The organism is Methyloligella solikamskensis, assembly GCF_042676065.1.
GTDB classification, from domain to species: Bacteria; Pseudomonadota; Alphaproteobacteria; order Rhizobiales; family Methyloligellaceae; genus Methyloligella; species Methyloligella solikamskensis.
Genome location: NZ_JBHTJO010000001.1, coordinates 407,155 through 427,880, shown reverse-complemented (window position 1 = coordinate 427,880; position 20,726 = coordinate 407,155). Strand labels below are relative to the sequence as shown.

The window sequence follows — 20,726 nt, the reverse complement described above, 5'->3', positions numbered from 1 at the left end:
ATTATTAATACAATCTTGATGTCGCGTTGGGGGGATATCGATGTCAAAAATTATCGCCGCAGCACTTTCACTGCTCGTACTGCTGGGTCTTGGCTGCACGCCTTCGAGAGCTGAGACGTTATCGTATGGCTCTGCGGGGAACTGGACCGTAAGCGCGGTTTTCGACGACGATACCGGCGGTTTTGTATTCTGCTCCGCAGGCACTGCTTACAGAGACGCGACCTTCTTCATGATCAACGTAGATCACACCGGGGGTTTGTCATTATCCCTATTTAATGACCGCTGGCCGAAAGGCCGGACAGGTAGCCTTCCTGTTCGGATTCGCGTTGACGGACGTCCCATTGGAACCTCAACCGCGACTTGGCTGAACAACGGCGTTCTTATAAATTTTGGGCACTCTCCCGAGAAACTCGTCTCGATCATGAGAGGCTATAGACTAGCTATCATCACCTCTTTGGGAACCTCTGAGTTTTCGTTGAAGGGCAGTTACGCTGCTTCGATGAAAACCCTGGATTGCTTCAAGGCTGGTCTGGCACGGTCCCAACAAGCGGGCGCTTTCGATGGTAGTCCCAGCGGTGCATTCGGGAGCCCCCGGGCAGGAACCCAAACTTCCACCACACCTCCTCAATCCAGCTTGTCTGTATTGTCCAGGGCCGAAACCATGGAGATTGCGGCAATCTACCTGGGTAAGGCAGGTTTACCGTATACAATTACGTCTGAAGAAGAGAATTACTTCAACAACTTGCCCGTCAACTGGAAATATGGGGCCGATTCAGTTGGTGGGATGACTGTATTAACTGGGACTGGCATTTCTGGTGAAGCCGTCTTCGTAAGCCTGCTTCAAGATCAGGCGAAGCTTTGTACGCAAAACAGTGCAATTAAACGCTTGCCTCCGACCCCCACTGAAGACGGAGGCATGGCTTTCCAGGCCCACGGAGCCTGCCAGACCGAGGATTCGCTATTTTCGACCTCCTACCAGGTTCTTTCCGGAGACGGATTCGCCATCATTATCGTGGAGCTAGTTGGGGAGGAGGATCAAGGCGACTACACCGACACTGAGAAGCCTCAAGTGAATCCCAACGAGTTGCTCACCAAATTTACTCCTCAATAGGCATCTGGCCGCCCGTTCTGGCGGATTTCCGTAGAGGACAGCGACGACAGGGGCAGGGTGACGATGGTCCAGGCGGGCGGGTGCATGAGCGCCAGCCCCGCCGCATCGCCCGAATCGACGAAATCTCGCGCGAAGAACTGCGCCGCCTTGCCGGCCCGGGCCTTCATCCGGAAGCCCGGACGGTCGAACACCGCCACGGGCACCATCTGAAACAGCGCCCGCCAATCCTTCCAGCGGTGCATGTCGGCCATGTTGTCCGCCCCCATGAGCCAGACGAAGCGGGTTTCCGGATAGCGGCGCTTGAGATAGCGGATCGTATCGACCGTGTAGGCCGAACGATGACCCTTCTCGAAATCTGTGACCTCGATCTTGGGGTGGCGCGCCATGGCCGCCGCCGAAGCCGCCCGCTCCTCTATGCCAGGCCCCGTCTGCTCTTTCAGCGGATTGCCCGGCGTCACCAGCCACCAGACCTGGTCGAGCTGCAGCCGCTTCAGGGCCGTCAGCGTGATGTGCCGGTGGGCTTCATGGGCCGGATTGAACGATCCCCCCAGCAGGCCGATGCGCATGCCGGGGAAGGCCAAGGGCGTTCTGGCCTGGGGATCGATGGTCCGGGGAGCAGCAACCAAGGAAGTGAGGCCCTTACGGCCGGGTCTGGCCGCTGCCGCGGACCACGTATTTGAAGGTCGTGAGCTGCTCCACGCCAACGGGTCCGCGCGCATGGAAACGTCCCGTGGCGATACCGATCTCCGCCCCCATGCCGAATTCGCCGCCATCGGCGAACTGGGTGGAGGCGTTGTGCAGCACGATGGCCGAGTCGACTTCCGTGAGGAACCGGTCGGCCGCCGACTGATCGCCGCTCACGATGGCATCCGTGTGCTGGGAACCGTAAGCCGCGATATGGTCCATGGCTTCGCGCTGGTCGGCCACAACCTTCATGGCCACCACAGGCGCCAGATACTCGGTCAGCCAGTCGGCTTCCGTCGCCGCGACCACCCGGTCGTCGGCCTCCCGCACGGCCTCGTCGCCCCGGACCTCGCAGCCCGCATCGATCAGCGTCTCGATCAGCGGTTTCAGATGGGTCTCGGCGATGGCGCGGTCCACCAGCACCGTCTCCGCCGCGCCGCAGATGCCCGTTCGCCGCATCTTGGCGTTGAGCACGATATCCTTGGCCATCTGAAGATCGGCCGAGCGCTCCACATAAACGTGGCAGATGCCTTCCAGGTGGGCGAAGACCGGCACCCGGGCCTCTTCCTGCACGCGGGCGACCAGGCTCTTGCCGCCCCGGGGCACGATCACGTCCACCGAACCGTTCAGCCCGCCGAGCATCATGCCAACCGCAGCGCGATCCGTGACAGGAACGAGCTGGATCGCCGCTTCCGGCAGGCCCGCCGCCGTCAGTCCCTCGACCAGGGCGCCATGGATGGCCTGGGACGTGGAAAGCGCATCGCTGCCGCCGCGCAGGATCACCGCATTGCCGGATTTCAGGGAAAGCCCGCCCGCATCGCTTGTCACGTTGGGGCGGCTCTCATAGATGATGCCGATCACGCCGAGCGGCACGCGGACGCGGGCGATCTTCAGGCCGTTGGGCCGTTCCCAGGACGCCATCTCCTGACCGACGGGATCGGCGAGGCCCGCGATATCCCGCAAACCCTTGGCCATCCCCTCGATCCGCTCTTGGGTGAGGGTCAGCCGGTCCACGAAGGCGTCTTCCATGCCGCGCTCTTTTGCGGCGCGCACATCTTCGGCGTTGACCGCCAAGATCTCGTCTTTCCGCGCCAGAACCGCGTCGGCCATCTTGTGAAGCGCCGCGTTCTTTTTCTCTTCGGAAGCCGTCGCAAGCCCATGAGCGGCCGACCGCGCAGCCTCGCCGATGCCGAGCATCAGCGCATCCAGGCTTTGCGGTTCCTGTCGTTTCACCGCCGCGTCCATGATCATTCGCCCTTTCGGTTCGCTGCCGAGCTCTTCAACGCCATATCGTCCCGGTGGACCAGCTCGGCGCGGCCACGGTAGCCGAGAATCTTCGATATTTCACTGCTCTTACGGCCGATCATGCTGGCCGCCTGGGCATGGTCGTAGGCCGCCAGGCCCCGGCCCAACTCGTCGCCGGCGAGCGTCCGGATGGCGACGGCATCGCCGCGCTCGAACTGGCCTTCGACCCGTTTCACGCCGGCCGGCAGCAGGCTCTTGCCGTTGCACAGCGCCTCCGCCGCGCCGGCATCGACCACGAGCATGCCCTTGGGCTCCAGGGACCCCGCGATCCAGCGCTTGCGCGCCGTGACGGGATCGCCATGGGCCAGGAACCAGCTCCCGCCCTCACCCTTGGAGAGCGCGGACAATGGGTTCAGCACCTTGCCGCTGGTGATCGCCATATGGGTGCCGGCGCCGACGGCGATCTTGGCCGCCTCCACCTTGGTCACCATGCCACCCTTGGAGAGCTCCGAGCCGACATCGCCGGCCATGGCCTCGATCTCCGGCGTGATCTCCCGGATCTCCTCGATGCGCGTCGCCTCCGGATCCTGGCCCGGCGGCGCCGTGTAGAATCCGTCGATATCCGACAAAAGCACCAGGCAATCGGCGCTCATCATGGTCGCCACCCGCGCCGCCAGCCGGTCGTTGTCGCCGTAGCGGATCTCGCTCGTCGCCACCGTGTCGTTCTCGTTCACGATCGGCACCGCGCCCACCTTCAGAAGCGTGGTCATGGTGTTGCGCGCATTGAGATAGCGCCGCCGCGTCTCCGTATCGGCCAAGGTCAGCAGGATCTGCGCCGCCACCAGCCCGCGCTCCGCCAGCTTGGAATCGTAGGCATGGGCCAGATCGATCTGGCCGACAGCCGCGGCCGCCTGGCTTTCCTCCAGCTTCAGCGGGCCCTTAGGAAACCCGAGCGCATGACGCCCCAGACCGATGGAGCCCGAGGAGACCAGGATCACCTCCTTGCCGCTTTCCCGCAGCGCGCTCACATCGTCCAGCAGGGACTCCAGCCAATCGGCCTTGAGCTGACCCGTCGCGCCGTCCACCAGCAGCGAAGAGCCGATCTTCACGACGATCCGCGTGGCCTCCTTCCATTCGGCCCGCGCGCTCACGGCTGCCACCCCTGCTTGGGCGTGGCGGCCTCCTTGGCCGCGGCCTCACAGGAGCGGATCGCCTCGCTCAAGGCACGCACGACCTCGTCTCGCCCCTCGCCCGAGACCGCCGAGACGAGCATCGGCGCCTTGCCGGCCGCCTTCTTCAGCGCCGCAACCTTCTCCTTCAACTCGTCTTCCGGCACCGCATCAATCTTGCTGAGCGCCAGCAGCTCGGTCTTTTCCGTAAGCCCCGCCTCGTACTGCTCCAGCTCGCCCCGCACAGTCTCGTAGGCCTCGACGGGATCTTCCTGAGTGCCGTCCACCAGATGGAGCAGCACATCGCAGCGCTCGATATGACCCAAGAACCGGTCGCCGATGCCGGCACCCTCATGAGCGCCTTCGATCAGCCCGGGAATGTCGGCCAGCACGAAATCATGGCCCTCGGCGCGCACCACCCCGAGATTGGGATGCAGCGTCGTGAAGGGGTAATCGGCGATCTTGGGCTTCGCCGCGCTGACCGCCGCCAGGAAAGTTGACTTGCCTGCATTGGGCAGCCCCACCAGACCGGCATTGGCGATCAGCTTCAGCCGCAGCCAGACCGTCAGCTCCTCACCCTCCTGCCCTTCATTGGCCCGCCGGGGCGCCTGATTTGTGGAGGATTTGAAGTGGAGATTGCCGAACCCGCCATTGCCGCCATGGGCAAGCACCACCCGCTCGCCGGGCTCCGTCAGATCGGCCAGAAGGGTCTCCTGATCCTCGGCGAAGATCTGGGTTCCGGGCGGCACCTTGAGGATCGAATCCGCGCCACCGGCCCCGGTCCGGTTCTGGCCCGCCCCGTTGGTGCCGCGCTTCGCCTTGAAATGCTGCTGGTAGCGGAAGTCGATGAGCGTGTTCAGATTGGCCACGCATTCGGCGATCACATCGCCGCCGCGCCCGCCATTGCCGCCATCGGGCCCGCCGAACTCGACGAACTTCTCGCGCCGGAACGAGACGCAGCCATTACCGCCGTCCCCGGCCTTCAGATAGACCTTCGCCTGATCGAGAAATTTCATCGTGTCATCCCGCGTCGATAGCGGCCTTTCTAGCGGAAAATGGTTAGCGGGCCGCTTCTCGCATGGTTTCGGGCCGCGCCAGCCGGTAAAGCACGCAGCGGGCCTTGCCCTCGCGGGATTCGCAAGCGCGGAGCTCCTCTGCGCAGCGCTTGAAGCCAAGCTTCGCCAGCACCCGCGCCGAAGCCGGATTGTCCTCGAAATGGCCGCCGATCAGCGCATCGAAGCTTTCCGTAGCGAAAGCGTGGGAGATCACCTCAGACACGGCTTCCGTGGCGTAGCCATTGCCCCAGAAGGGCTTGCCGATCCAATAGCCGATCTCGGCCGTCTCGCCGCCGTCGTCGGAGCGATACCCGGTGCAGCCGATCAGCCGGCCCTCGGCCTCGATGGCGAACACCGTGCCCTCTTCGCCCGCAGCGACGGATTTCAGCCATTCCGCCGCCTGCCATTCGCTATAGGGATGGGGGATCGAGGCTGTCATACGCGCGATATCGCGGTCTCCCGCGAGCAACGCGATGCGGCCCGCGTCTCCCATGGAGAGCGGGCGCAAGATCAGCCTGGAAGTCTGGAGTCTCATCGCGCTTTCCTGGTGGCTGCCGCTTGACCGGCGCCACATGGGAAAGGCTTGCGGCGCCGACCGAAAACAGGCCGCGCCGAAGGGCGGGCCTGGCCTAGCTCGGCTTGACCGAAACGAAGACGCGATCCTGCGCTTTGCGCTGGAACTCGACCACACCTTCGATCTTGGCGAAGATCGTGTAGTCTTTGCCCATGCCGACACCCTCGCCCGGATGCCACTTGGTGCCGCGCTGGCGAATGATGATGTTGCCCGGGATCACGTGCTGGCCGCCGGACTTTTTAAGCCCGAGGCGGCGGCCTTCGGAATCGCGACCGTTACGGGACGAGCCGCCTGCTTTCTTATGTGCCATGGTTCAATCCTTCTCGCGCTCGTACGCCCTAGTCGTCGGACTTCTTCGCCGCAGGCTTCTTGGCAGGAGCCTTCTTCGCTGCCGTCTTGGCAGCGGGCTTCTTCTCAGCCGCCTTCTTCGCAGCAGGCTTGGCGTCCGTGTCCGCAGCCTTGGAGGTCGCGGCCTTCTTGGCCGGCGCCTTCGCCTTTGCGGCGGGCTTGGTCTCGGTCTTCGTCTCCGAAGCCTTGGACTTCGCGGCGGTCTTCGCCGGAGCCTTCTCCTCGGCCGCCTTGTCCGTCACCTTCGCCGACGTGTCGGCCTTCTTGGCCGCCGTTTTGGAAGGCTTCTTCCCGCCGGTCAGGATCTCGGTGATCTTCAGGGCCGTCAGATGCTGACGATGCCCGCCCGTGCGGCGATAGTTGGACCGGCGCTTCTTCTTGAAGACGCGGATCTTGTCGGCGCGCTTCTGCTCGACGACCTCAGCGGCCACGGTAGCGCCCGAAACCAGCGGCGCGCCCGTTTCCGGCTTGTCGCCGCCGACCATGAGAACCTCGCCAAGCTCGACCGTCTCGCCCGGCTCGCCGGTGACGGTTTCGACCTCGATAATGTCGTTCGGCGCAACGCGATATTGCTTGCCGCCTGTGCGAATGACCGCGAACATGTCTAAATCTCGCTTATCTCGCGATTGATATGGGGCCGGCCGCGCCTCGCGTCACCCCCGTCGATAGCTGGAGCGACACAAAAAGGCCGCTTGCCGCGAAACCGCGGGCCAAGGGCCGGATCGGCGCGGAATATAGAAGACGCATCCAAGATGTCAATTGCTGTTCGGCCCTGGAACCGCCAGGTGCCCAAGCGGCCGGCAGAGTAGATGTCGGATGCATGCGGTCGGTGCCCCTCACATTAGCCCTTGCTCTCGCATCAGGGACAGCTAATCCATTGGCGATCGGACGGTCTCACCGCCGGCGCATGCCCGCGCCGAATGAGCGTTTGGTTGAAATCGAGCTTTGGGGAGCCGCGCCGGCCGTGCTGAACCTCTTCATCCTGTTCCACAAATGCGGGAACAACTACACCATGAAGGTTCACCGCCACGATCGGGGGACCCGCTTCGTGGAGAGCGTGCAGCCGCCGGCAGCCGACACGATCCCCAACCACGATGTTGCTGGGGTCCCGGTGAATGTCCGGTGCCGGAACTTTGGCCTTCGCGTCCTGGAGCGGAACGGCCTCCTGGAAATCGACGACGCGCGCTTCCTCGTTTTCACCCGCCATCCGGCGAGCTTCATCCTGAGCGCGGTCAAATACCATCTCCCCGGCGTCGAGGACTGGGCGATCAAGAAGTCCCAGCCCCATCTCGGCGGCATGTCGCTGACAGCAGCCTTGAACGCGACCGACGACGAAGCCGAGCGCCAGATCGTTGCCATGATCCACTTCGAAGGCTTGTACCAGCGGCAGGCCTCCTTCGCAGATTGCTTCGACCGGGACGATTTCCGGCGGGTCCGCTGCGAAGATCTGTTCGCGACCGACGATCCCGATTATTTCATGGAGATTGCCAAGTTTCTTCGCCTGGACACGAGGCCGCAATTCGTCCGCGCGCTTCAGAAGGCCTCACCCGCGGGGATGAAGAGACTGCCGGGCCAGTCCACAGGGGCCTTCAGGGAGCGCGATCCCTACGGCGCACTGGCGCCCCGCGCGCAAGACTATTACGACGAGCATTTCCGCCGCTTCGCCGACGCGCTGGGATATTAGCCAAGCGCAGAGATTCGTAGGCAGCGCCGGGCACGCATGTCGGTCGCGAAGACCCGGGCCGGACCGGCAATCCCCATCTTGCGGGGAAAACCCACAAACGTTACAAGGCCCCTCCGCGCGAACGACCCTATATCAGCTATACGCGCCCTAAGACGGAGAGGTGCCGGAGTGGTCGAACGGGGCGGTCTCGAAAACCGTTGAGCGCGCAAGCGTTCCGAGGGTTCGAATCCCTCCCTCTCCGCCATTCTGATTTGCCGATAGACGCCGATCGTCTCTGCCCAGTTTGGAAAGTCGAACCCTCGGATTCGTTTTGAATGACGGCGCTGCGAAGCAGCACCTATGGGGTTCGAAGCCCTCCCTCTCCACCATCTTTGAGCTCACGCCGATTCGCTTCGGTCATGGCCCCGACGGGATCACCTGGAAGAAGCGCTGGTAAGCCAGCGCCTCAGGACCTTTTCGTCCGCGCTGCTGAGGTCCTGGATCAACTCGGCATCGACGGCCTTGACCCGCGCTTTCGCCGCATCCAGCAGCTTTTTCCCGCTTTCGGTCAATTCGAGCTGCTGGATACGCCCGTGAATCGCATGAGGCCGCCGTGCAACGACGCCGGCCTTCATCAGATTGCCGATGATCACGCTCACCGTCTGGGGCGTTAGAAATGTTAGCCGGGCAATGTCGGCATTCGAGACCCCGGGATAGGCGGCGATCATCGTCATCACGGAAAACTGCGGCGGCGTGACCGCCAGATCGCGCAGTATCCGCGAAAGATGAGTCTCATACGCGTTCGCCGCCTGCCTCAACAGATAACCGATATACCCGTCTTCGCCGCGCTTACCCTCGCCGGGCGCCGGAACGAGCGGGCGGTTTCCAGACTGTGGCTTGTCCATAATGTCAGAGTTCTTATATTATGTTCGTGTTCTTATATTGCCTCATGAAATAGCGAAAGGCCACTGATGCCCGACAATTCGAGCAGGTCCACCTACGAGACCTTCAGAACGACCCAGCCTTCGGCCCACGATGCCCTGGTCGCGCTCGGCAGGTCCGTTGATGAGGGAGGGCTAGAGAAAGAGCTCACGGAGCTCGTGAAGCTTCGTGTATCTCAAATCAACGGCTGCGCATTCTGCATCCAGCTTCACCTCAACATCGCACGGAAACTCGGGATCGATGAGACGAAGCTCGGGCTCGTGGCAGCGTGGCGTGATGCGGGCATCTTCTCCGAGCGCGAGAGGGCTGCCTTGCGTTGGGCGGAGGCGCTGACGCGGCTGAAGGACGACGCTGCGTCCGACGCCGAATGGGCGAACCTTCGCGAAACGCTTGGCGAGCGGGACGCTACTCTCCTGACGGTCACGGTCGGCGCGATCAACGCCTGGAACCGCATTGCCATCGGGCTCTGCTTCCCGCCGCCGGTCCGGCAGACGGCAAACGTATGATGCCCCGAATTGAGCGTTGCGATCTGCGCTTCGCCGAGACGGAGGAAGAGGTCGCGCAATGCTTCCCCGTGATGCGTCAGCTGCGGCCGCATCTATCGTGTGAGGACGAGTTCGTTGAGCGGTGGAGACGACAACGCAGCGCCGGCTACCGGCTGCTCGCCCTTTGGGATGACCGTAAGCCGGTCGCTCTGGCAGGCTTCAGGGTTCAGGAAAACCTCATCTTCGGGCCCCATCTCTATGTCGACGATCTCGTGACCGACGCCGAAAACAGGGGCGGCGGAGCCGGTCGGCTGCTTATGGATCGCCTGAAGGCCGAAGGCCGCCGCCTCGGATTTGAGCGCCTGATCCTCGACACCCCACTCTCCAACGCTCTAGGCCATCGCTTCTACTTCCGCGAAGGGTTGCTCGCCCGGGCCCTGAAGTTTTCCTTTCTTCTTCTCGACAAGGAGAGAGGAGAAAAGCGATGAGCATTCTCCATGTCAGCGCCAGCCCACGCGGGACAAGATCGCATAGCCGGAAGATTGGCTCCATTCTGGTCGAGAGACTGCAAGCCGCGGCGCCCGGTGAAGTGACGCGCCGCGATTTGGCTATTTCGCCGCCGCCGTTCCCAGATAGTGGTTTCGTCGAAGCTAGCCTCCGCCCGGACGGCTTACGCTCGCCTGGCAGTCAACAGACACTTGAGACCTCAGAAACGCTCATTCGTGAGCTCGAGACCGCCGCCGCGGTCGTGCTCGACATGCCGATCCACAATTTCACGGTCCCTGCCGTGCTCAAGGCGTGGATCGACATGGTCGTCTGCCCGGGCCGGACATTTCGCCTTACGCCCGATGGCAAGCTCGGAATGCTCGCGGACCGTCCTGTCGTCCTGATCGTGGCCTGCGGCGGATGCCTCACCGGTCCCCCGCCTAGCAATTCCGACTTCGCGACACCCTACCTGCGCCACATCTTCGCGACGATCGGGATTCACGATGTCGCTATTCTCCTCATGGAGGGCTTAAGCAGGTGGCAGACAGAGGCGGAAGCCGCCGAACGGGTCGCAGCGGAGAAACTCGACGCCATTGTGGGACACGTGGCACCCATCCTACGCCAGACTCGGGGGCTCCCCAGCCGACAGTAGCGGATACGCCCAGACATCCGAACGCGACGACAAGTTCTACAACAGCGTGAATCCGGCCGACATGTACCCGGACTCCTTCACCACCTCGAGCAATTCGATCGCAGGCAGCGCCACGATGAACAGCAGGCCGTCCAGAACCGTGCGCTTCAAAGCATCGGGCGAGAACGTGACCTGCTCGGCGTCGCTGTAGAGCATGGGTCGCGGCCAAAACTCCGGAGTCCGCCCCTCGTAGTCGCGGTAGCTTTCGCCGAACAGGCTGTCGAGATGGATCGCCTCCTTGACCGCGGTCGTCGTCAGAATGAGGTAGGTGAGGCACCCCAGGAGGCCGGCGAGCACCAACGATCCGGCGAACAGTCCGATGCCGACGGCACCAAGCATGGAGAAGAAGTAGAGCGGATTGCGGGTCATGGAATAAGGCCCCGCCGTCACCAGCTCGCGGTTCTTCTTGTCGCCGATATAAAGCGAACTCCACGCCCGCCCGGCCACGCAGAGCAGCACGAGCGACACGCCGATGCATTCGATCGTATCGCTGCCGTCATGGGAGAAGACAGGCTGTATCGCCATGAAACCGACGAGAAACAGTGCCGCCCCGAACTGGAGCAGCCGGATACGGGCTTTTTGATTGGCGGGCTTGTTGGCGGCGTTGGAGCGCATGGGATGCCTTCGGCGACTGGGGGAGGCGATCATCCGTCAGGGGCAAATACGGCAATTCTTCGCCCGCCCGCTGCGGCGCTGCCGCACATGACTTCTAGGACTTCCCTTCCATTCGAAGTCGTTGCGGAACAATATCTGCCGCCCGCGTCTATGGATCTGCATAAGCACTTCCGCCGAGGTCCCCATGCTCTCTCTTCTCGTCTTCTATGGCTCGTATCGCTCCGACCGGATGGGCATCCGCCTCGCCCGCTATCTCATCAGCCAGCTCGTTGAGCGTGGCCACGACGTGGAGCTGATCGATGCGAAGGAGGTGAACCTCCCGATGCTCGACCGCATGTACAAGGAATACGAGTCAGGCGAAGCCCCGGACGCCATGGAGACCCTGGCCCAGAAGATCCGCGCCGCCGACGGCTTCGTCTTCGTCACCGGCGAATATAACTGGGGCGTGCAGCCTGGTCTGAAGAACCTGACCGATCACTATCTGGAGGAATGGTTCGGCCGGCCCGCCGCCATCGCAAGCTATTCCGCCGGCAGGATCGCCGGCGCCCGCGCCAGCATGGCCTGGCATGTGACCCTGAACGAGATGGGCATGCCCGTGGTGCCCACTACCATCAACGTCGGACAGATCGGCCAGACGCTCACCGAAAACGGCCAGCCCCAAGGCGAGGGCGGCGAGGCGCTGGAAGACTCCTTCCCCCAATTCGCCGACGACCTCACCTGGTGGGCCGAGGCCGCCAAGGCCCATCGGGAGAAGAGGCCATTGCCGTACTAAGATCCGCTGATCGGGAGCTCAGGCCCAATGGTGGCGAGGGAAGCCGTGCCGGTGGGAGACCAGCGTAATCACGAAGGTCGCGAGGAGCAGGACCAGCAGACTGGGCGGAAAGGCTCCAACGTCGAAACGGGCGAGCAGCAATCCACCGAAGACGCCTGCGGCGGCGATCGCCGAGTTCCAGACTGTCACCAACATCGCCTGGGCAAGATCCGCCGCCGGTCCCGCAGTTTTGGCGCTGGCGGTCTGAAACAACGTGGCGCAGCCGCCGAAAGCAAGTCCCCAGACGGCTGCAGCGCCATAGACCACTGCCGGCACGTCACCCCATATCCATAACGCCACCGCCGAGGCGCCGAAGAGCGCGGTGCTGATCAAGGTCAGCTCACGCAGCAGCCTGTCGATCAGCACCCCGACGATCCAGATGCTGAACAGCGATGCGATTCCGAAGACGAGGAGCACCAGATCCGTCCGGTCAACCATGCCGGCCTCGGCGAGAAATGGCGCGATATAGGTGTAGAGGATGTTGTGGGCGAGAACGAAGCCGAGCGTGACGAACAGCACGGGTCGGATGCCGGGCCGCGTGAAGACGCTCTTCAGCGGCGTCCGCGTACCCGCAGACTGACCCGCAAAATCCGGCACCGCCGCCAGCACCCAAACGATCAGAATGACGGTCAGACCGCTCATCATGCCGAAGCAGGCGCGCCAGCCAATGATGGCTCCAAGGAACGTACCCGCCGGCACGCCGAAGGAAAGCGCCAGCGGCGTCCCAACCATGGCCACGGCGATGGCTCTCCCCTTGAGGTGCTCCGGTGCCATGCGCGCCGCATAGCCGGCCACCAGCGCCCAGAGCAGCCCCGCCGAAACGCCGGCCAGAAAGCGCGCCACCAGCGTCACGCCATAACTCTCTGAGACGGCAGTGACCGAATTGGCGATCAGGAACCCGCCAATCGCCGTCAAGAGCAGCGGACGGCGGCGCACACCTTGGGTCAGGAGCGTCAGCGGGATCGCGGCCAGCAGGGAGCCAACCGCATACAGCGTGACCAATTGGCCTGCCGCCGCTTCGGAAACGCCGAGGCCACGGCTGATCTGGGGCAGCAGGCCAGCAGGCAGCGCCTCAGTTAGAATCGTGATGAAGGCCGCCAGCGCCAGCGCCAAAAGGCCGGACCAGGGAAGCCGGTCGTCAGCAGATGATGCGAAACGGTCGGCGGGCAAGGCTGAAGTCATGGAATCCTCGGTCTGCAGTTGCGCTGCCGCCAGACATGCCAACGGCGCAACTGAGGAGAAAGAGGCTAAAATTCCGATGACTTCGGACATTTATGTCCGCTATCGTGCCGCGACATGGATAGTGTCAGTGCACTCAACGTCTTCGTTCAGGCCGCAGATACCCTCAGCTTCACAGCTGCAGGCCGACAACTTGGCATCTCCTCCTCGGCCGTGGGCAAAGCGATCGCGCGCCTAGAGCATCGTCTCGGCGTCCGGCTGTTCCATCGCTCGACACGGGCCGTCAGCTTGACGCCGGAAGGCCGCCTGTTTCTGGAACGCTGCCGCCGCATCCTGGGCGAGATAGAAGCCGCTGAGCTCGAGCTCTCCCAGAGCCGGGAAGACCCGCGTGGGGTGCTGCGCGTGAGCCTGCCACTGGTGGGCATGCTGTTGATGCCGACCCTGTCCGCCTTCATGCAGAAATGGCCCTCGATCACGCTCGACCTGGATTTCACCGACCGCCTGACCGACGTGATCGAGGAAGGCTTCGACGCGGTGATCCGCACCGGCGAGGTCAGCGATTCGAGGTTGATGACGCGAAAGCTCGGCGAATTCCGCTACCGGCTCGTGGGCGCCCCCGCCTATTTCGCCGAGCATGCAACGCCGCAAGCACCTTCCGATCTCGCCGCCCACCGCTGCCTGCGGCACCGCTATCCCAGCACTGGCAAGCTGGAGGACTGGCCCTTGCGGGACGCGGCCGGATCGGACATGTCCAGCATTCCAGCAACGGCCGTGTCCACCGTCATCGAGCCGTTGATCGAGATGGCAAAGAGCGGCTTAGGTATAGCCTGTCTGCCCGATTTCGCCGTGCGTACTGCGATCGCGGAGGGCGCCGTGGTCACCGTGTTGGATAAATTCGTCGACCATGGTGGCACGTTCCGCATCCTCTGGCCCACGAGCCGTCACATCTCACCGAAGCTCCGCCTCTTCGTCGATTTCGTGGCGGAGAACCTGTTTGCGGAAGGCTCGAGGTAAGGAATCGGCTCAACCATCAACCACCGCGACCTCCGCAGCCGCTTGCCCCATGCGGTTCCAGGCGTCGAGCCCGGCCACCTTGTAGGCTTCCGCCAGCGTCGGATAGTTGAAGGTGTTCTCCACGAAGAAGTCGACCGTGCCTTTCAGGTTGATCACCGCCTGGCCGATATGGATCAGCTTCGTGGCGCCTTCGCCGATGATGTGGGCGCCGAGCAGCCGGCGCGTATCGAGCGCGAAGATCAACTTCAGGAAGCCTGAGTTCACCCCCATGATGTGGCCGCGGCTGGTCTCTCGAAAGCGCGCCACGCCGCACTCGTAGGCCACGCCGCTCTCCCGCACCTCTTCTTCGGACTGCCCAACGGTGGAGATCTCCGGCACCGCGTAGATGCCGTAGGGGAAGGCTTCCGGCGGCGGCGAAGCTGGCATGTCGAAGGCGTGGCAGGCGGCGAGCCGCCCCTGTTCCATGGACGTCGACGCTAGGCTCGGAAAGCCGATGATGTCGCCCGCCGCATAGATGTTCGGCAAGTCCGTTTGAAACGTGTCCGGATCGACCTTAAGCCGCCCGCGCTTGTCCGCCTCCAGCCCCAGTGCCCCGAGATTGAGGCTGCCGACGCTGCCCGAGCGCCCCGCGGCGAACAGTAGGCATTCGGTGTTCACCTTCCGCCCATCCTCCAGAGCCACCTGGACGCCGCGCTCGGACTTGGTGATCTCCTTCACCGCCGCACCCAGCCGCACCACCATGCCGCGATCGCGCATCTGATGGACGAAATCGGCCACCACCTCCTTGTCGATGAAATCGAGGATCGTGTCGCGCCCTTCGATCAGCGTCACCGGCACGTCGAGCGCCGAGAAGATGGTGGCGTATTCCACCCCGATCACCCCGCCGCCGATCACCGTCAGCGAACGCGGCAGCCGGTCGATCTCCAAGATCTCGTCGCTATCGAAGACGCGGCTCCCGTCGAAGGGTACATGGTCGGGGCGATAAGGCTTGGTACCCACGCAGATCACGCATTTGTCGAATTCGACGCGGGAGAGCTCGTCCGTATCGGTCTTCAGCTCGACCGTGTTGGGGGCTACGAATCGCGCCTCGGCCAGGGCGAAGGCCACCATGTTGCGCATGAACTGGTGCTCCAGCACCTCCACCTCGTGATCCAGCGTCTTGTGGAGCCGCTCGGTCAGGTCCACCGCCGTGATGTCCTGCTTCACCCGGTAGGCGCGGCCGTAGAAGCCCCGCTCCCGCCAGCCGGATAGGTTCAGCACCGTTTCCCGCAAAGTCTTGGACGGGATCGTGCCCGTATGCACAGAGACGCCGCCGAGGCGCCGGCCCCGGTCCACCACCAATACCGATTTGCCGAATTTCGCCGCTTGCACAGCCGCGCGCCGACCAGCAGGCCCGCTGCCGATCACCAGCATATCAACCTTGTCCATAATCCCCCGAAACGGTTAGACGCCGTTCCTCCCTCGCTCGAAGCTTGCAGCATTGTGCAACCGCGAAACAAGTGGCTTGAGGTTTTGACTTCGCTCTTTTTGGCCCGGACGCTGTGAAATGAGCCGCTACAGGCTGTGACACTATTTACGGCCGGTCCGGACACGCTTTGGTTTCCCGCCGGCCGAAGCCGGGCTATGTTGCGCCGCAACAAACCCGCGAATGCAGGAACGGCACTCCCAGAAACAGCAATGGAGGAAAAACATGCACGGTCGTCCGCGCCGTAGCGCACTCTATATGCCAGGCTCCAACAAGCGCGCCCTCGAGAAGGCGAAAACCATCCCCGCCGATGCGCTGATCTTCGATCTGGAGGATTCCGTCGCCCCCGATTCCAAGGCCGAGGCCCGCGATCAGGTCTGCGCCGCGGTGAAGGAAGGTGGCTACGAGGGCCACGAGACCGTGATCCGGGTGAATGCGCTCGAGACCCCCTGGGGGACCGACGATCTGCACGCGGCCTGCGAGGCGGCGCCCGACGCCATCCTCGTGCCCAAGGTCATCCATTCCGGCGACATCATCTCCGCCGCCAAGATCCTGCAGAGCTGCAACGCCCCGGAAAAGGTTCGGCTGTGGGCCATGATGGAGACGCCCATGGCCATCCTGAACGCACGCACCATCGCCGCCACCGCCGTCTATGAGGACAACCGGCTGTGCTGCCTGGTCATGGGCACCAACGACCTGATCCGCGAATCCCGGGCCCACGCCCATTACGACCGCTTCGCCGTGGTCCCCTGGCTCGCCATGACCCTGGTCGCCGCCCGCGCCTACAAGCTCGATATCCTCGACGGCGTCTATAACGACTTCAACGACACCGAGGGCCTGCGCGAGGAATGCGAACGCGGCAGCAGCCTCGGCATGGACGGCAAGACCCTGATCCATCCGAGCCAGGTCGGCCCCTGCAACGAGGTCTTCACCCCGTCGGCTTCCGAGGTCGAATGGTCCCGCAAGATCATCGAGGCCTTCCGGAAGCCCGAGAACGAGAACGAAGGGGTGATCGTGGTGGAGGGCCAGATGGTCGAGCGCCTCCACCTCACCATGGCCGAGCGCACCGTCGATATCGCCGAGCAGATCGCAGACCGCGAAGCTTTGGTGGGGTAAGGTCCGCGGCGAGGGAGGAATCGCCAATGACCGACACATCGACGACCGATAAGCCGCAGGCGGAGCAGGCCGAAGACGCCGTCCGCTTTCAATACACCGAAGACGACATGGTCGCCGCCCACATGGCGTGGTGGTCCGGCTCCGCGAGCTGGCAGACCTTTCTAAAGTTCGCCGGCTGCATCGGCGTGTTCTATATCGGCCTCGTCTATCTGATGAACTGGGGCGCGCCGACACCGCCGGGACAGATCGCCGGCGCCGTGCTGGTGGGCCTAGTCGTCACCATTGGCGGGTTCGCCATCGGCTACGTCATCACGCCCCGTCGCGCCCGCAAGATCTATCGCGAGCACAAGGCGCTCGGCGGCGAGCATCAGGTCGCATGGGACGAAGAGGCGATCAGGACGCGGAGCCAGGTCGGCGCCAACGAGATGCCCTGGACGATCTTCCATTGCTGGCTGGACGGGCCGCAGACCCTGCTCCTCTATCAGGCGGGCAATCTCTTCCACGCCATCCCGAAGCGGGCGCTTTCGCCTGCGCAATTCGCAGACATCGTCGGGCATCTACGCGCGGCCGGCGTTCCCGAAAAGCCCCGCTTCGGCTTCGTGAAATCGGAGGCGTAAGCGCCGGCCCGCGTCGCGCAGGACAAGGTCCTAAGCTGGCCCGCGGAGGGCGTGATCATGGCCCACGGCGACTAGCAGGGCGCGGACGGGCACGCATTCTTGGCGGAGGCGTTTGGGGAAGTCGTGAGCAACCGGAGGCAGGCTTTTACCTAGCGGCGCTTTTTCAACTTGCCGGCCGTCCAGGCATCTGCAGCACCCTTCCAAAGGTTCCCCATCCTGTCATACGCAAAAGAACGGCGCTCATAAGCAAGGTAGTCTTTCGGGTTCAAAGCAATGGCCTCAGTGTAGTTGGCAACTGCGGACCTCTCTTCTCTCATATTGAGATAGATGTCTCCTCGGTTGAAGTAGGCATCGAACTTCCGATGGCCCAACCGGATGGCCTTGGCATAGTCGGCAAGAGCAAGAGACCAGTGCTTAAGATTCTGATGAGTTGCCGCCCGGTTGAAATAGGCCTGTCCATCTTTCGGGTTGAATTTGATGGCCATTGTGAAGTCGGCAATCGCCTTGGAGTGCATCCCCTTGCGAGAGTAAGCCACCGCCCGATTGTGATACGGTCCAGAGTCCTCGGGGTTCATAGAGATGAATTTGGAGTAGTCCGCGATAGCGCGCGAAAACTGGCCTTTCTCTTGATAGGCGTTAGCTCGGCTCAAATAGGCAAATGTGTTGCCCTGACTCAATGAGATGGATTTATTGAAATCCGCGATTGCCAGGTCGAGCTGCCCATTCTTCCGATAGCAGCCGCCGCGCGCTCGATAAGTATCAGGGTTTTCAGGCGCAATCTTCAGGGCTGTGGTGTATTCGGCAATAGCGCGGGAAAGCTGCCCTTTTCGCACATAGACATTAGCGCGCTCAGTGTAGATAGAGACAAACTTTGGATCGAGTTCAATGGCCTTGTCATAATCATCTTTCGCCAGATCCGTTTTCCCTTGTTCCGAATAGACAGAACCTCTCTCGGCATAGGCTTTTGCATTTTTGGGATTGAGCTCGATCAGCTTGGAGTAGTCGGCAATTGCGCGCTCAAACTGACCGTTTAGACGATAGGCACGACCACGACGTGAGTATGCCTCCTCCGGCCTTTGACTAAGCTCAACAACCTTGTCGAAATCCGCTAGGGCCCTATCGAGTTTTCCCTGCTTCGTAAAGAATTCACCGCGGCGCGTATAGAGAGCGGCCCATTGCGGATCGAGCGCGATAGCCTTGTCGAGATCAGCCAGTGCTGCCTCAAACTCTCCCTTCTTTAAGTATGAAGAAGAGCGATTGACATAAGCCCCAGCGAGGCCGGGACTGAGTGCAATCCCCTTTGAGAGATCGCGCAACGCCGCGTCAGGATCGCCCTTCCTATTGTAAACTGCTCCTCGATTGACGAACGACGGCGCAAAGTTTGGATCCAGCTCAATGGCCTTCGAGTACTCCTCTAGCGCTCGATCCTGGTCGCCCTTTCCGCTGTAGGCCATACCAAGCACGTGATGGGCCAGCGCCGAGTTCGGATCGATCTGCAGTGTCCGCTCGGCATCGGCGGCGCCCATATTGACGTCGCCCATAATCACATGGGTCGCGGCCCTGTAACCAAGGGCGCTGATTGAATTGGGATCCAGTTCGATGGCCTTATTGACGTCGGCCAAGGCCTCGTCAAAGCGGCGATGCCGCTGATAAGCATGCCCTCGATGGGTATAAGCACGGGCCGATTTAGGCTCGCGTTCAATGGCCTTGTTGAGGTCGGCGAGCGCGCCGTCGAAGTCGCTGGATTCCGTGCGGGCGATGCCCCGCTCGATCAGGGCGTCGACGTCGTTAGGATCGGTCTTGAGCAGCGCCGAACAGGCGGCGAGCTTCGCGTCCCAATTGCCGCGCTGATTGCAGTCCGCCCGTTCGTCCGCCAGCGCCGGCAGCGCACCCGCCAAGAGCCCCAAAAGGGCTAAAATCCCAACACGCATAACCACCGCCCCTGAAACCGCAGATTGTATCTTTTGAAATACAAGAGCACACGGCGCTGGTCTAGAGACTCGGCGGCAGCTCATGAAGGATGGCGAATGGCAGCGCCGTTACGTGGGGAAACAGCGATGTGGGGAAGTAGCGCCTAAGCCAGGTTCGGGCCGAACACGAGCACGGCGTTCAGGCCGCCGAAGGCAAAGCCTTGGTGGGCTGAGCCCCCGCACAAAAAACGCCGCCCGGCCCGGTCTCACTGGACCGGACCCAAAGCGGCGCTCTGCAAACTTCAGCGTGTCGCCCTTATCCCAGGCGGCTCGGATGGGCGATCACCTGTTTGATCGGCACCTTGGCCTTGCTCGCCGCCTGACGGTTCCAGCGCCAATGGCGGAAGGCGGGCTCCCGCGCAGGCTCCGAGCGCGGCCCCGGCATCATCGGCTTCCGCCGTCCGAGGCTATGGCGAAACCGCCAAGTCAGTAGAACGGAAGGGTCCGCCCTTCCCTCGTGTCGCTCCATATGGAAAGCCATGGCGTATCCTCCTCTTATCTCTCTGGGGGATAAGGGGAATTCGGACGGGCGCGGGGAGGTTCCTTGAAGGGAGTCGATGGAATGCCTAAATGAACTCCCGGCCATCTCGCCAGACTTGCCGCAGAGTCAAAGAAGATAGATTCAATGTGGGTCGCCCTTTCTATCCCGGCGATGAGTAATCTGCGGACATCAGCCGTCGATATGAAGGGTAGATTCAATGACTGCCATTCCTCTGACCGAGCCCGCGCTCAAGTACGTAAAGCGAACTCTTACAGCTTACTTTCCGGATGAGAAATCAACCCATCTAACCGAGGCTCTTGCGGCAGCTTGTGACTGCAAGAGTCACGCGGCACTGATAACGAGGATGTCTAGCGTTGATCCGGTAGATCCTGACTATGTGCTGCTTGATGCGAACGCCTTTTTGCAGCGTCTCAGAACGATCTCTTCGAGCCCCTCTCTGACGAACTCTTCCTTTGACTTTGATGCCCTTCCCATCGAGGGCTGCCCCGGCATAGTACGTACGATATCGCCTGGTTTTGAGCGGGTGGACTACGCAAAGTCCAAACGTAAGCGCGCTTGGCGAAACGCAATGGTCTCCGCGAGCAACGCTGGAATAGAGCAGCGGCTCTTCACAGTGCTTCCCCGCGACAACCGCTGGCCCGGGGCTGAGCATGACGAGACGTACATCTACCGATTCACTACCGACGGCATACCGGCCATCGCTTCAGTCCGCGATATTGGATTCGATGAACTCTCCATCCATGTTGCCTTTTGGCCAGAATCAGACGGAGAACGATGGATTCAGTGCGCGAATGCCGGCTTTCATGCCGGCGACTTGTTTGCTTCAGGCTGGCTTGAACGTCGAAACGGAGCTTGGCTTCAGGTTGGAAACGATACCGGTCGAGATTGGACCTTCAACTGTCGCAAAGATCGCCTCGATCGAGTTGCATCATTGATGGTTCGCCCCAAGGGCTATGCCGACCGTGGCAGTTTCATGATGTAGCG

The 20,726-nt window shown here is 62.4% G+C and carries 23 protein-coding genes and 1 tRNA gene; 11 read left to right on the top strand and 13 right to left on the bottom strand.

Going from position 1 to position 20,726, the window contains the following annotated elements; genetic code table 11:
• The first annotated feature begins 40 nt into the window (after window positions 1-40).
• On the top strand, window positions 41-1,111 hold the full coding sequence (locus ACFQ2F_RS02100) for a hypothetical protein (protein ID WP_379084999.1): 1,071 nt from the start codon (window positions 41-43) through the stop codon (window positions 1,109-1,111).
• Here the strand turns inward: ACFQ2F_RS02100 and ACFQ2F_RS02095 are convergent.
• From ACFQ2F_RS02095 to rplU, 7 genes are all read right to left on the bottom strand, one after another.
• Window positions 1,105-1,737 (bottom strand): nicotinate-nucleotide adenylyltransferase, encoded by a 633-nt coding sequence (locus ACFQ2F_RS02095; protein ID WP_379084997.1) that lies wholly within the window; start codon window positions 1,735-1,737, stop codon window positions 1,105-1,107. The two genes, ACFQ2F_RS02100 and ACFQ2F_RS02095, sit on opposite strands and share 7 nt — an antisense overlap.
• Before the next feature lie 13 nt (window positions 1,738-1,750).
• Window positions 1,751-3,046, bottom strand: coding sequence for a glutamate-5-semialdehyde dehydrogenase (locus ACFQ2F_RS02090; RefSeq protein ID WP_379084994.1), 1,296 nt, complete (start codon window positions 3,044-3,046; stop codon window positions 1,751-1,753).
• Complete coding sequence (gene proB, locus ACFQ2F_RS02085) at window positions 3,043-4,200, bottom strand: glutamate 5-kinase (RefSeq protein WP_379084990.1); 1,158 nt, start codon at window positions 4,198-4,200, stop codon at window positions 3,043-3,045. Before proB ends, ACFQ2F_RS02090 begins: the two co-directional genes overlap by 4 nt.
• On the bottom strand, window positions 4,188-5,225 hold the full coding sequence (gene obgE / locus ACFQ2F_RS02080) for a GTPase ObgE (RefSeq protein ID WP_379084987.1): 1,038 nt from the start codon (window positions 5,223-5,225) through the stop codon (window positions 4,188-4,190). Before obgE ends, proB begins: the two co-directional genes overlap by 13 nt.
• A gap of 43 nt (window positions 5,226-5,268) precedes the next feature.
• Window positions 5,269-5,799, bottom strand: a complete 531-nt coding sequence (locus ACFQ2F_RS02075) for a GNAT family N-acetyltransferase (RefSeq protein WP_379084984.1) — start codon at window positions 5,797-5,799, stop codon at window positions 5,269-5,271.
• Between the two features lie 94 nt (window positions 5,800-5,893).
• The gene (gene rpmA / locus ACFQ2F_RS02070; RefSeq protein ID WP_069094616.1) at window positions 5,894-6,148 is read right to left on the bottom strand and encodes a 50S ribosomal protein L27; all 255 of its coding nucleotides are present in this window, start codon (window positions 6,146-6,148) and stop codon (window positions 5,894-5,896) included.
• A gap of 28 nt (window positions 6,149-6,176) precedes the next feature.
• Entirely contained in the window at window positions 6,177-6,788 is a 612-nt protein-coding gene (rplU, locus tag ACFQ2F_RS02065; protein ID WP_379084980.1) for a 50S ribosomal protein L21, read from the bottom strand.
• Window positions 6,789-7,114: 326 nt separating this feature from the next.
• Here rplU and ACFQ2F_RS02060 point away from each other — a divergent pair, with 326 nt between their 5' ends.
• Window positions 7,115-7,870, top strand: coding sequence for a hypothetical protein (locus tag ACFQ2F_RS02060; RefSeq protein ID WP_379084978.1), 756 nt, complete (start codon window positions 7,115-7,117; stop codon window positions 7,868-7,870).
• A 154-nt stretch (window positions 7,871-8,024) separates the two neighbouring features.
• Window positions 8,025-8,114: transfer RNA gene (locus tag ACFQ2F_RS02055), tRNA-Ser, on the top strand.
• A 169-nt stretch (window positions 8,115-8,283) separates the two neighbouring features.
• Here ACFQ2F_RS02055 and ACFQ2F_RS02050 read toward each other — a convergent pair.
• Complete coding sequence (locus ACFQ2F_RS02050) at window positions 8,284-8,754, bottom strand: MarR family winged helix-turn-helix transcriptional regulator (RefSeq protein WP_379084975.1); 471 nt, start codon at window positions 8,752-8,754, stop codon at window positions 8,284-8,286.
• 66 nt (window positions 8,755-8,820) lie between these two features.
• Here ACFQ2F_RS02050 and ACFQ2F_RS02045 point away from each other — a divergent pair, with 66 nt between their 5' ends.
• The 3 genes from ACFQ2F_RS02045 to ACFQ2F_RS02035 are packed head-to-tail and all read left to right on the top strand — an operon-like array spanning window position 8,821 to window position 10,414.
• The gene (locus ACFQ2F_RS02045; protein ID WP_379084972.1) at window positions 8,821-9,297 is read left to right on the top strand and encodes a carboxymuconolactone decarboxylase family protein; all 477 of its coding nucleotides are present in this window, start codon (window positions 8,821-8,823) and stop codon (window positions 9,295-9,297) included.
• Window positions 9,294-9,764, top strand: coding sequence for a GNAT family N-acetyltransferase (locus tag ACFQ2F_RS02040; RefSeq protein WP_379084969.1), 471 nt, complete (start codon window positions 9,294-9,296; stop codon window positions 9,762-9,764). The genes ACFQ2F_RS02045 and ACFQ2F_RS02040 overlap by 4 nt, the downstream gene beginning before the upstream one ends.
• Window positions 9,761-10,414: an FMN-dependent NADH-azoreductase gene (locus ACFQ2F_RS02035; RefSeq protein ID WP_379084966.1), complete on the top strand. Its 654-nt coding sequence runs from the start codon at window positions 9,761-9,763 to the stop codon at window positions 10,412-10,414. Before ACFQ2F_RS02040 ends, ACFQ2F_RS02035 begins: the two co-directional genes overlap by 4 nt.
• Before the next feature lie 36 nt (window positions 10,415-10,450).
• Here the strand turns inward: ACFQ2F_RS02035 and ACFQ2F_RS02030 are convergent, their stop codons facing one another.
• Complete coding sequence (locus ACFQ2F_RS02030) at window positions 10,451-11,068, bottom strand: methyltransferase family protein (protein ID WP_379084963.1); 618 nt, start codon at window positions 11,066-11,068, stop codon at window positions 10,451-10,453.
• A 184-nt stretch (window positions 11,069-11,252) separates the two neighbouring features.
• Here ACFQ2F_RS02030 and ACFQ2F_RS02025 point away from each other — a divergent pair, with 184 nt between their 5' ends.
• Complete coding sequence (locus tag ACFQ2F_RS02025; RefSeq protein WP_379084960.1) at window positions 11,253-11,840, top strand: NADPH-dependent FMN reductase; 588 nt, start codon at window positions 11,253-11,255, stop codon at window positions 11,838-11,840.
• 18 nt (window positions 11,841-11,858) lie between these two features.
• On the opposite strand, the gene ACFQ2F_RS02020 is transcribed toward ACFQ2F_RS02025, so the two are convergent.
• Window positions 11,859-13,061 carry an MFS transporter gene (locus tag ACFQ2F_RS02020; protein WP_379084957.1) on the bottom strand — a complete coding sequence of 401 codons (1,203 nt, stop codon included), beginning with the start codon at window positions 13,059-13,061 and terminating at the stop codon, window positions 11,859-11,861.
• Window positions 13,062-13,175: 114 nt separating this feature from the next.
• On the opposite strand from ACFQ2F_RS02020, the gene ACFQ2F_RS02015 reads away from it, so the two are divergent.
• Window positions 13,176-14,072 (top strand): LysR family transcriptional regulator, encoded by an 897-nt coding sequence (locus ACFQ2F_RS02015; RefSeq protein WP_379084954.1) that lies wholly within the window; start codon window positions 13,176-13,178, stop codon window positions 14,070-14,072.
• Between the two features lie 9 nt (window positions 14,073-14,081).
• On the opposite strand, the gene sthA is transcribed toward ACFQ2F_RS02015, so the two are convergent.
• Window positions 14,082-15,500 carry a Si-specific NAD(P)(+) transhydrogenase gene (gene sthA, locus ACFQ2F_RS02010; protein ID WP_379084951.1) on the bottom strand — a complete coding sequence of 473 codons (1,419 nt, stop codon included), beginning with the start codon at window positions 15,498-15,500 and terminating at the stop codon, window positions 14,082-14,084.
• 262 nt (window positions 15,501-15,762) lie between these two features.
• Here sthA and ACFQ2F_RS02005 point away from each other — a divergent pair, with 262 nt between their 5' ends.
• Together ACFQ2F_RS02005 and ACFQ2F_RS02000 are read left to right on the top strand one after the other, a co-directional pair.
• Window positions 15,763-16,653 carry an HpcH/HpaI aldolase/citrate lyase family protein gene (locus ACFQ2F_RS02005; protein WP_379084949.1) on the top strand — a complete coding sequence of 297 codons (891 nt, stop codon included), beginning with the start codon at window positions 15,763-15,765 and terminating at the stop codon, window positions 16,651-16,653.
• Between the two features lie 26 nt (window positions 16,654-16,679).
• On the top strand, window positions 16,680-17,270 hold the full coding sequence (locus tag ACFQ2F_RS02000) for a YcxB family protein (RefSeq protein ID WP_379084946.1): 591 nt from the start codon (window positions 16,680-16,682) through the stop codon (window positions 17,268-17,270).
• 149 nt (window positions 17,271-17,419) lie between these two features.
• Here the strand turns inward: ACFQ2F_RS02000 and ACFQ2F_RS01995 are convergent, their stop codons facing one another.
• Window positions 17,420-19,201, bottom strand: a complete 1,782-nt coding sequence (locus ACFQ2F_RS01995; protein WP_379084943.1) for a tetratricopeptide repeat protein — start codon at window positions 19,199-19,201, stop codon at window positions 17,420-17,422.
• Between the two features lie 295 nt (window positions 19,202-19,496).
• Complete coding sequence (locus ACFQ2F_RS01990; protein ID WP_379084940.1) at window positions 19,497-19,721, bottom strand: hypothetical protein; 225 nt, start codon at window positions 19,719-19,721, stop codon at window positions 19,497-19,499.
• Between the two features lie 217 nt (window positions 19,722-19,938).
• On the opposite strand from ACFQ2F_RS01990, the gene ACFQ2F_RS01985 reads away from it, so the two are divergent.
• Window positions 19,939-20,724 (top strand): hypothetical protein, encoded by a 786-nt coding sequence (locus ACFQ2F_RS01985; RefSeq protein WP_379084937.1) that lies wholly within the window; start codon window positions 19,939-19,941, stop codon window positions 20,722-20,724.
• Window positions 20,725-20,726 lie beyond the last annotated feature (2 nt).

Bases quoted from the DNA above. Each gene is read 5' to 3' on its own strand.
- ACFQ2F_RS02100 (WP_379084999.1), top strand. From the start codon at position 41: ATGTCAAAAATTATCGCCGCAGCACTTTCACTGCTCGTACTGCTGGGT.
- ACFQ2F_RS02090 (WP_379084994.1), bottom strand. From the start codon at position 3,046: ATGATCATGGACGCGGCGGTGAAACGACAGGAACCGCAAAGCCTGGAT.
- obgE (WP_379084987.1), bottom strand. From the start codon at position 5,225: ATGAAATTTCTCGATCAGGCGAAGGTCTATCTGAAGGCCGGGGACGGC.
- ACFQ2F_RS02075 (WP_379084984.1), bottom strand. From the start codon at position 5,799: ATGAGACTCCAGACTTCCAGGCTGATCTTGCGCCCGCTCTCCATGGGA.
- rpmA (WP_069094616.1), bottom strand. From the start codon at position 6,148: ATGGCACATAAGAAAGCAGGCGGCTCGTCCCGTAACGGTCGCGATTCC.
- rplU (WP_379084980.1), bottom strand. From the start codon at position 6,788: ATGTTCGCGGTCATTCGCACAGGCGGCAAGCAATATCGCGTTGCGCCG.
- ACFQ2F_RS02050 (WP_379084975.1), bottom strand. From the start codon at position 8,754: ATGGACAAGCCACAGTCTGGAAACCGCCCGCTCGTTCCGGCGCCCGGC.
- ACFQ2F_RS02045 (WP_379084972.1), top strand. From the start codon at position 8,821: ATGCCCGACAATTCGAGCAGGTCCACCTACGAGACCTTCAGAACGACC.
- ACFQ2F_RS02040 (WP_379084969.1), top strand. From the start codon at position 9,294: ATGATGCCCCGAATTGAGCGTTGCGATCTGCGCTTCGCCGAGACGGAG.
- ACFQ2F_RS02035 (WP_379084966.1), top strand. From the start codon at position 9,761: ATGAGCATTCTCCATGTCAGCGCCAGCCCACGCGGGACAAGATCGCAT.
- ACFQ2F_RS02030 (WP_379084963.1), bottom strand. From the start codon at position 11,068: ATGCGCTCCAACGCCGCCAACAAGCCCGCCAATCAAAAAGCCCGTATC.
- ACFQ2F_RS02025 (WP_379084960.1), top strand. From the start codon at position 11,253: ATGCTCTCTCTTCTCGTCTTCTATGGCTCGTATCGCTCCGACCGGATG.
- ACFQ2F_RS02020 (WP_379084957.1), bottom strand. From the start codon at position 13,061: ATGACTTCAGCCTTGCCCGCCGACCGTTTCGCATCATCTGCTGACGAC.
- ACFQ2F_RS02015 (WP_379084954.1), top strand. From the start codon at position 13,176: ATGGATAGTGTCAGTGCACTCAACGTCTTCGTTCAGGCCGCAGATACC.
- sthA (WP_379084951.1), bottom strand. From the start codon at position 15,500: ATGGACAAGGTTGATATGCTGGTGATCGGCAGCGGGCCTGCTGGTCGG.
- ACFQ2F_RS02005 (WP_379084949.1), top strand. From the start codon at position 15,763: ATGCACGGTCGTCCGCGCCGTAGCGCACTCTATATGCCAGGCTCCAAC.
- ACFQ2F_RS02000 (WP_379084946.1), top strand. From the start codon at position 16,680: ATGACCGACACATCGACGACCGATAAGCCGCAGGCGGAGCAGGCCGAA.
- ACFQ2F_RS01995 (WP_379084943.1), bottom strand. From the start codon at position 19,201: ATGCGTGTTGGGATTTTAGCCCTTTTGGGGCTCTTGGCGGGTGCGCTG.
- ACFQ2F_RS01990 (WP_379084940.1), bottom strand. From the start codon at position 19,721: ATGGCTTTCCATATGGAGCGACACGAGGGAAGGGCGGACCCTTCCGTT.
- ACFQ2F_RS01985 (WP_379084937.1), top strand. From the start codon at position 19,939: ATGACTGCCATTCCTCTGACCGAGCCCGCGCTCAAGTACGTAAAGCGA.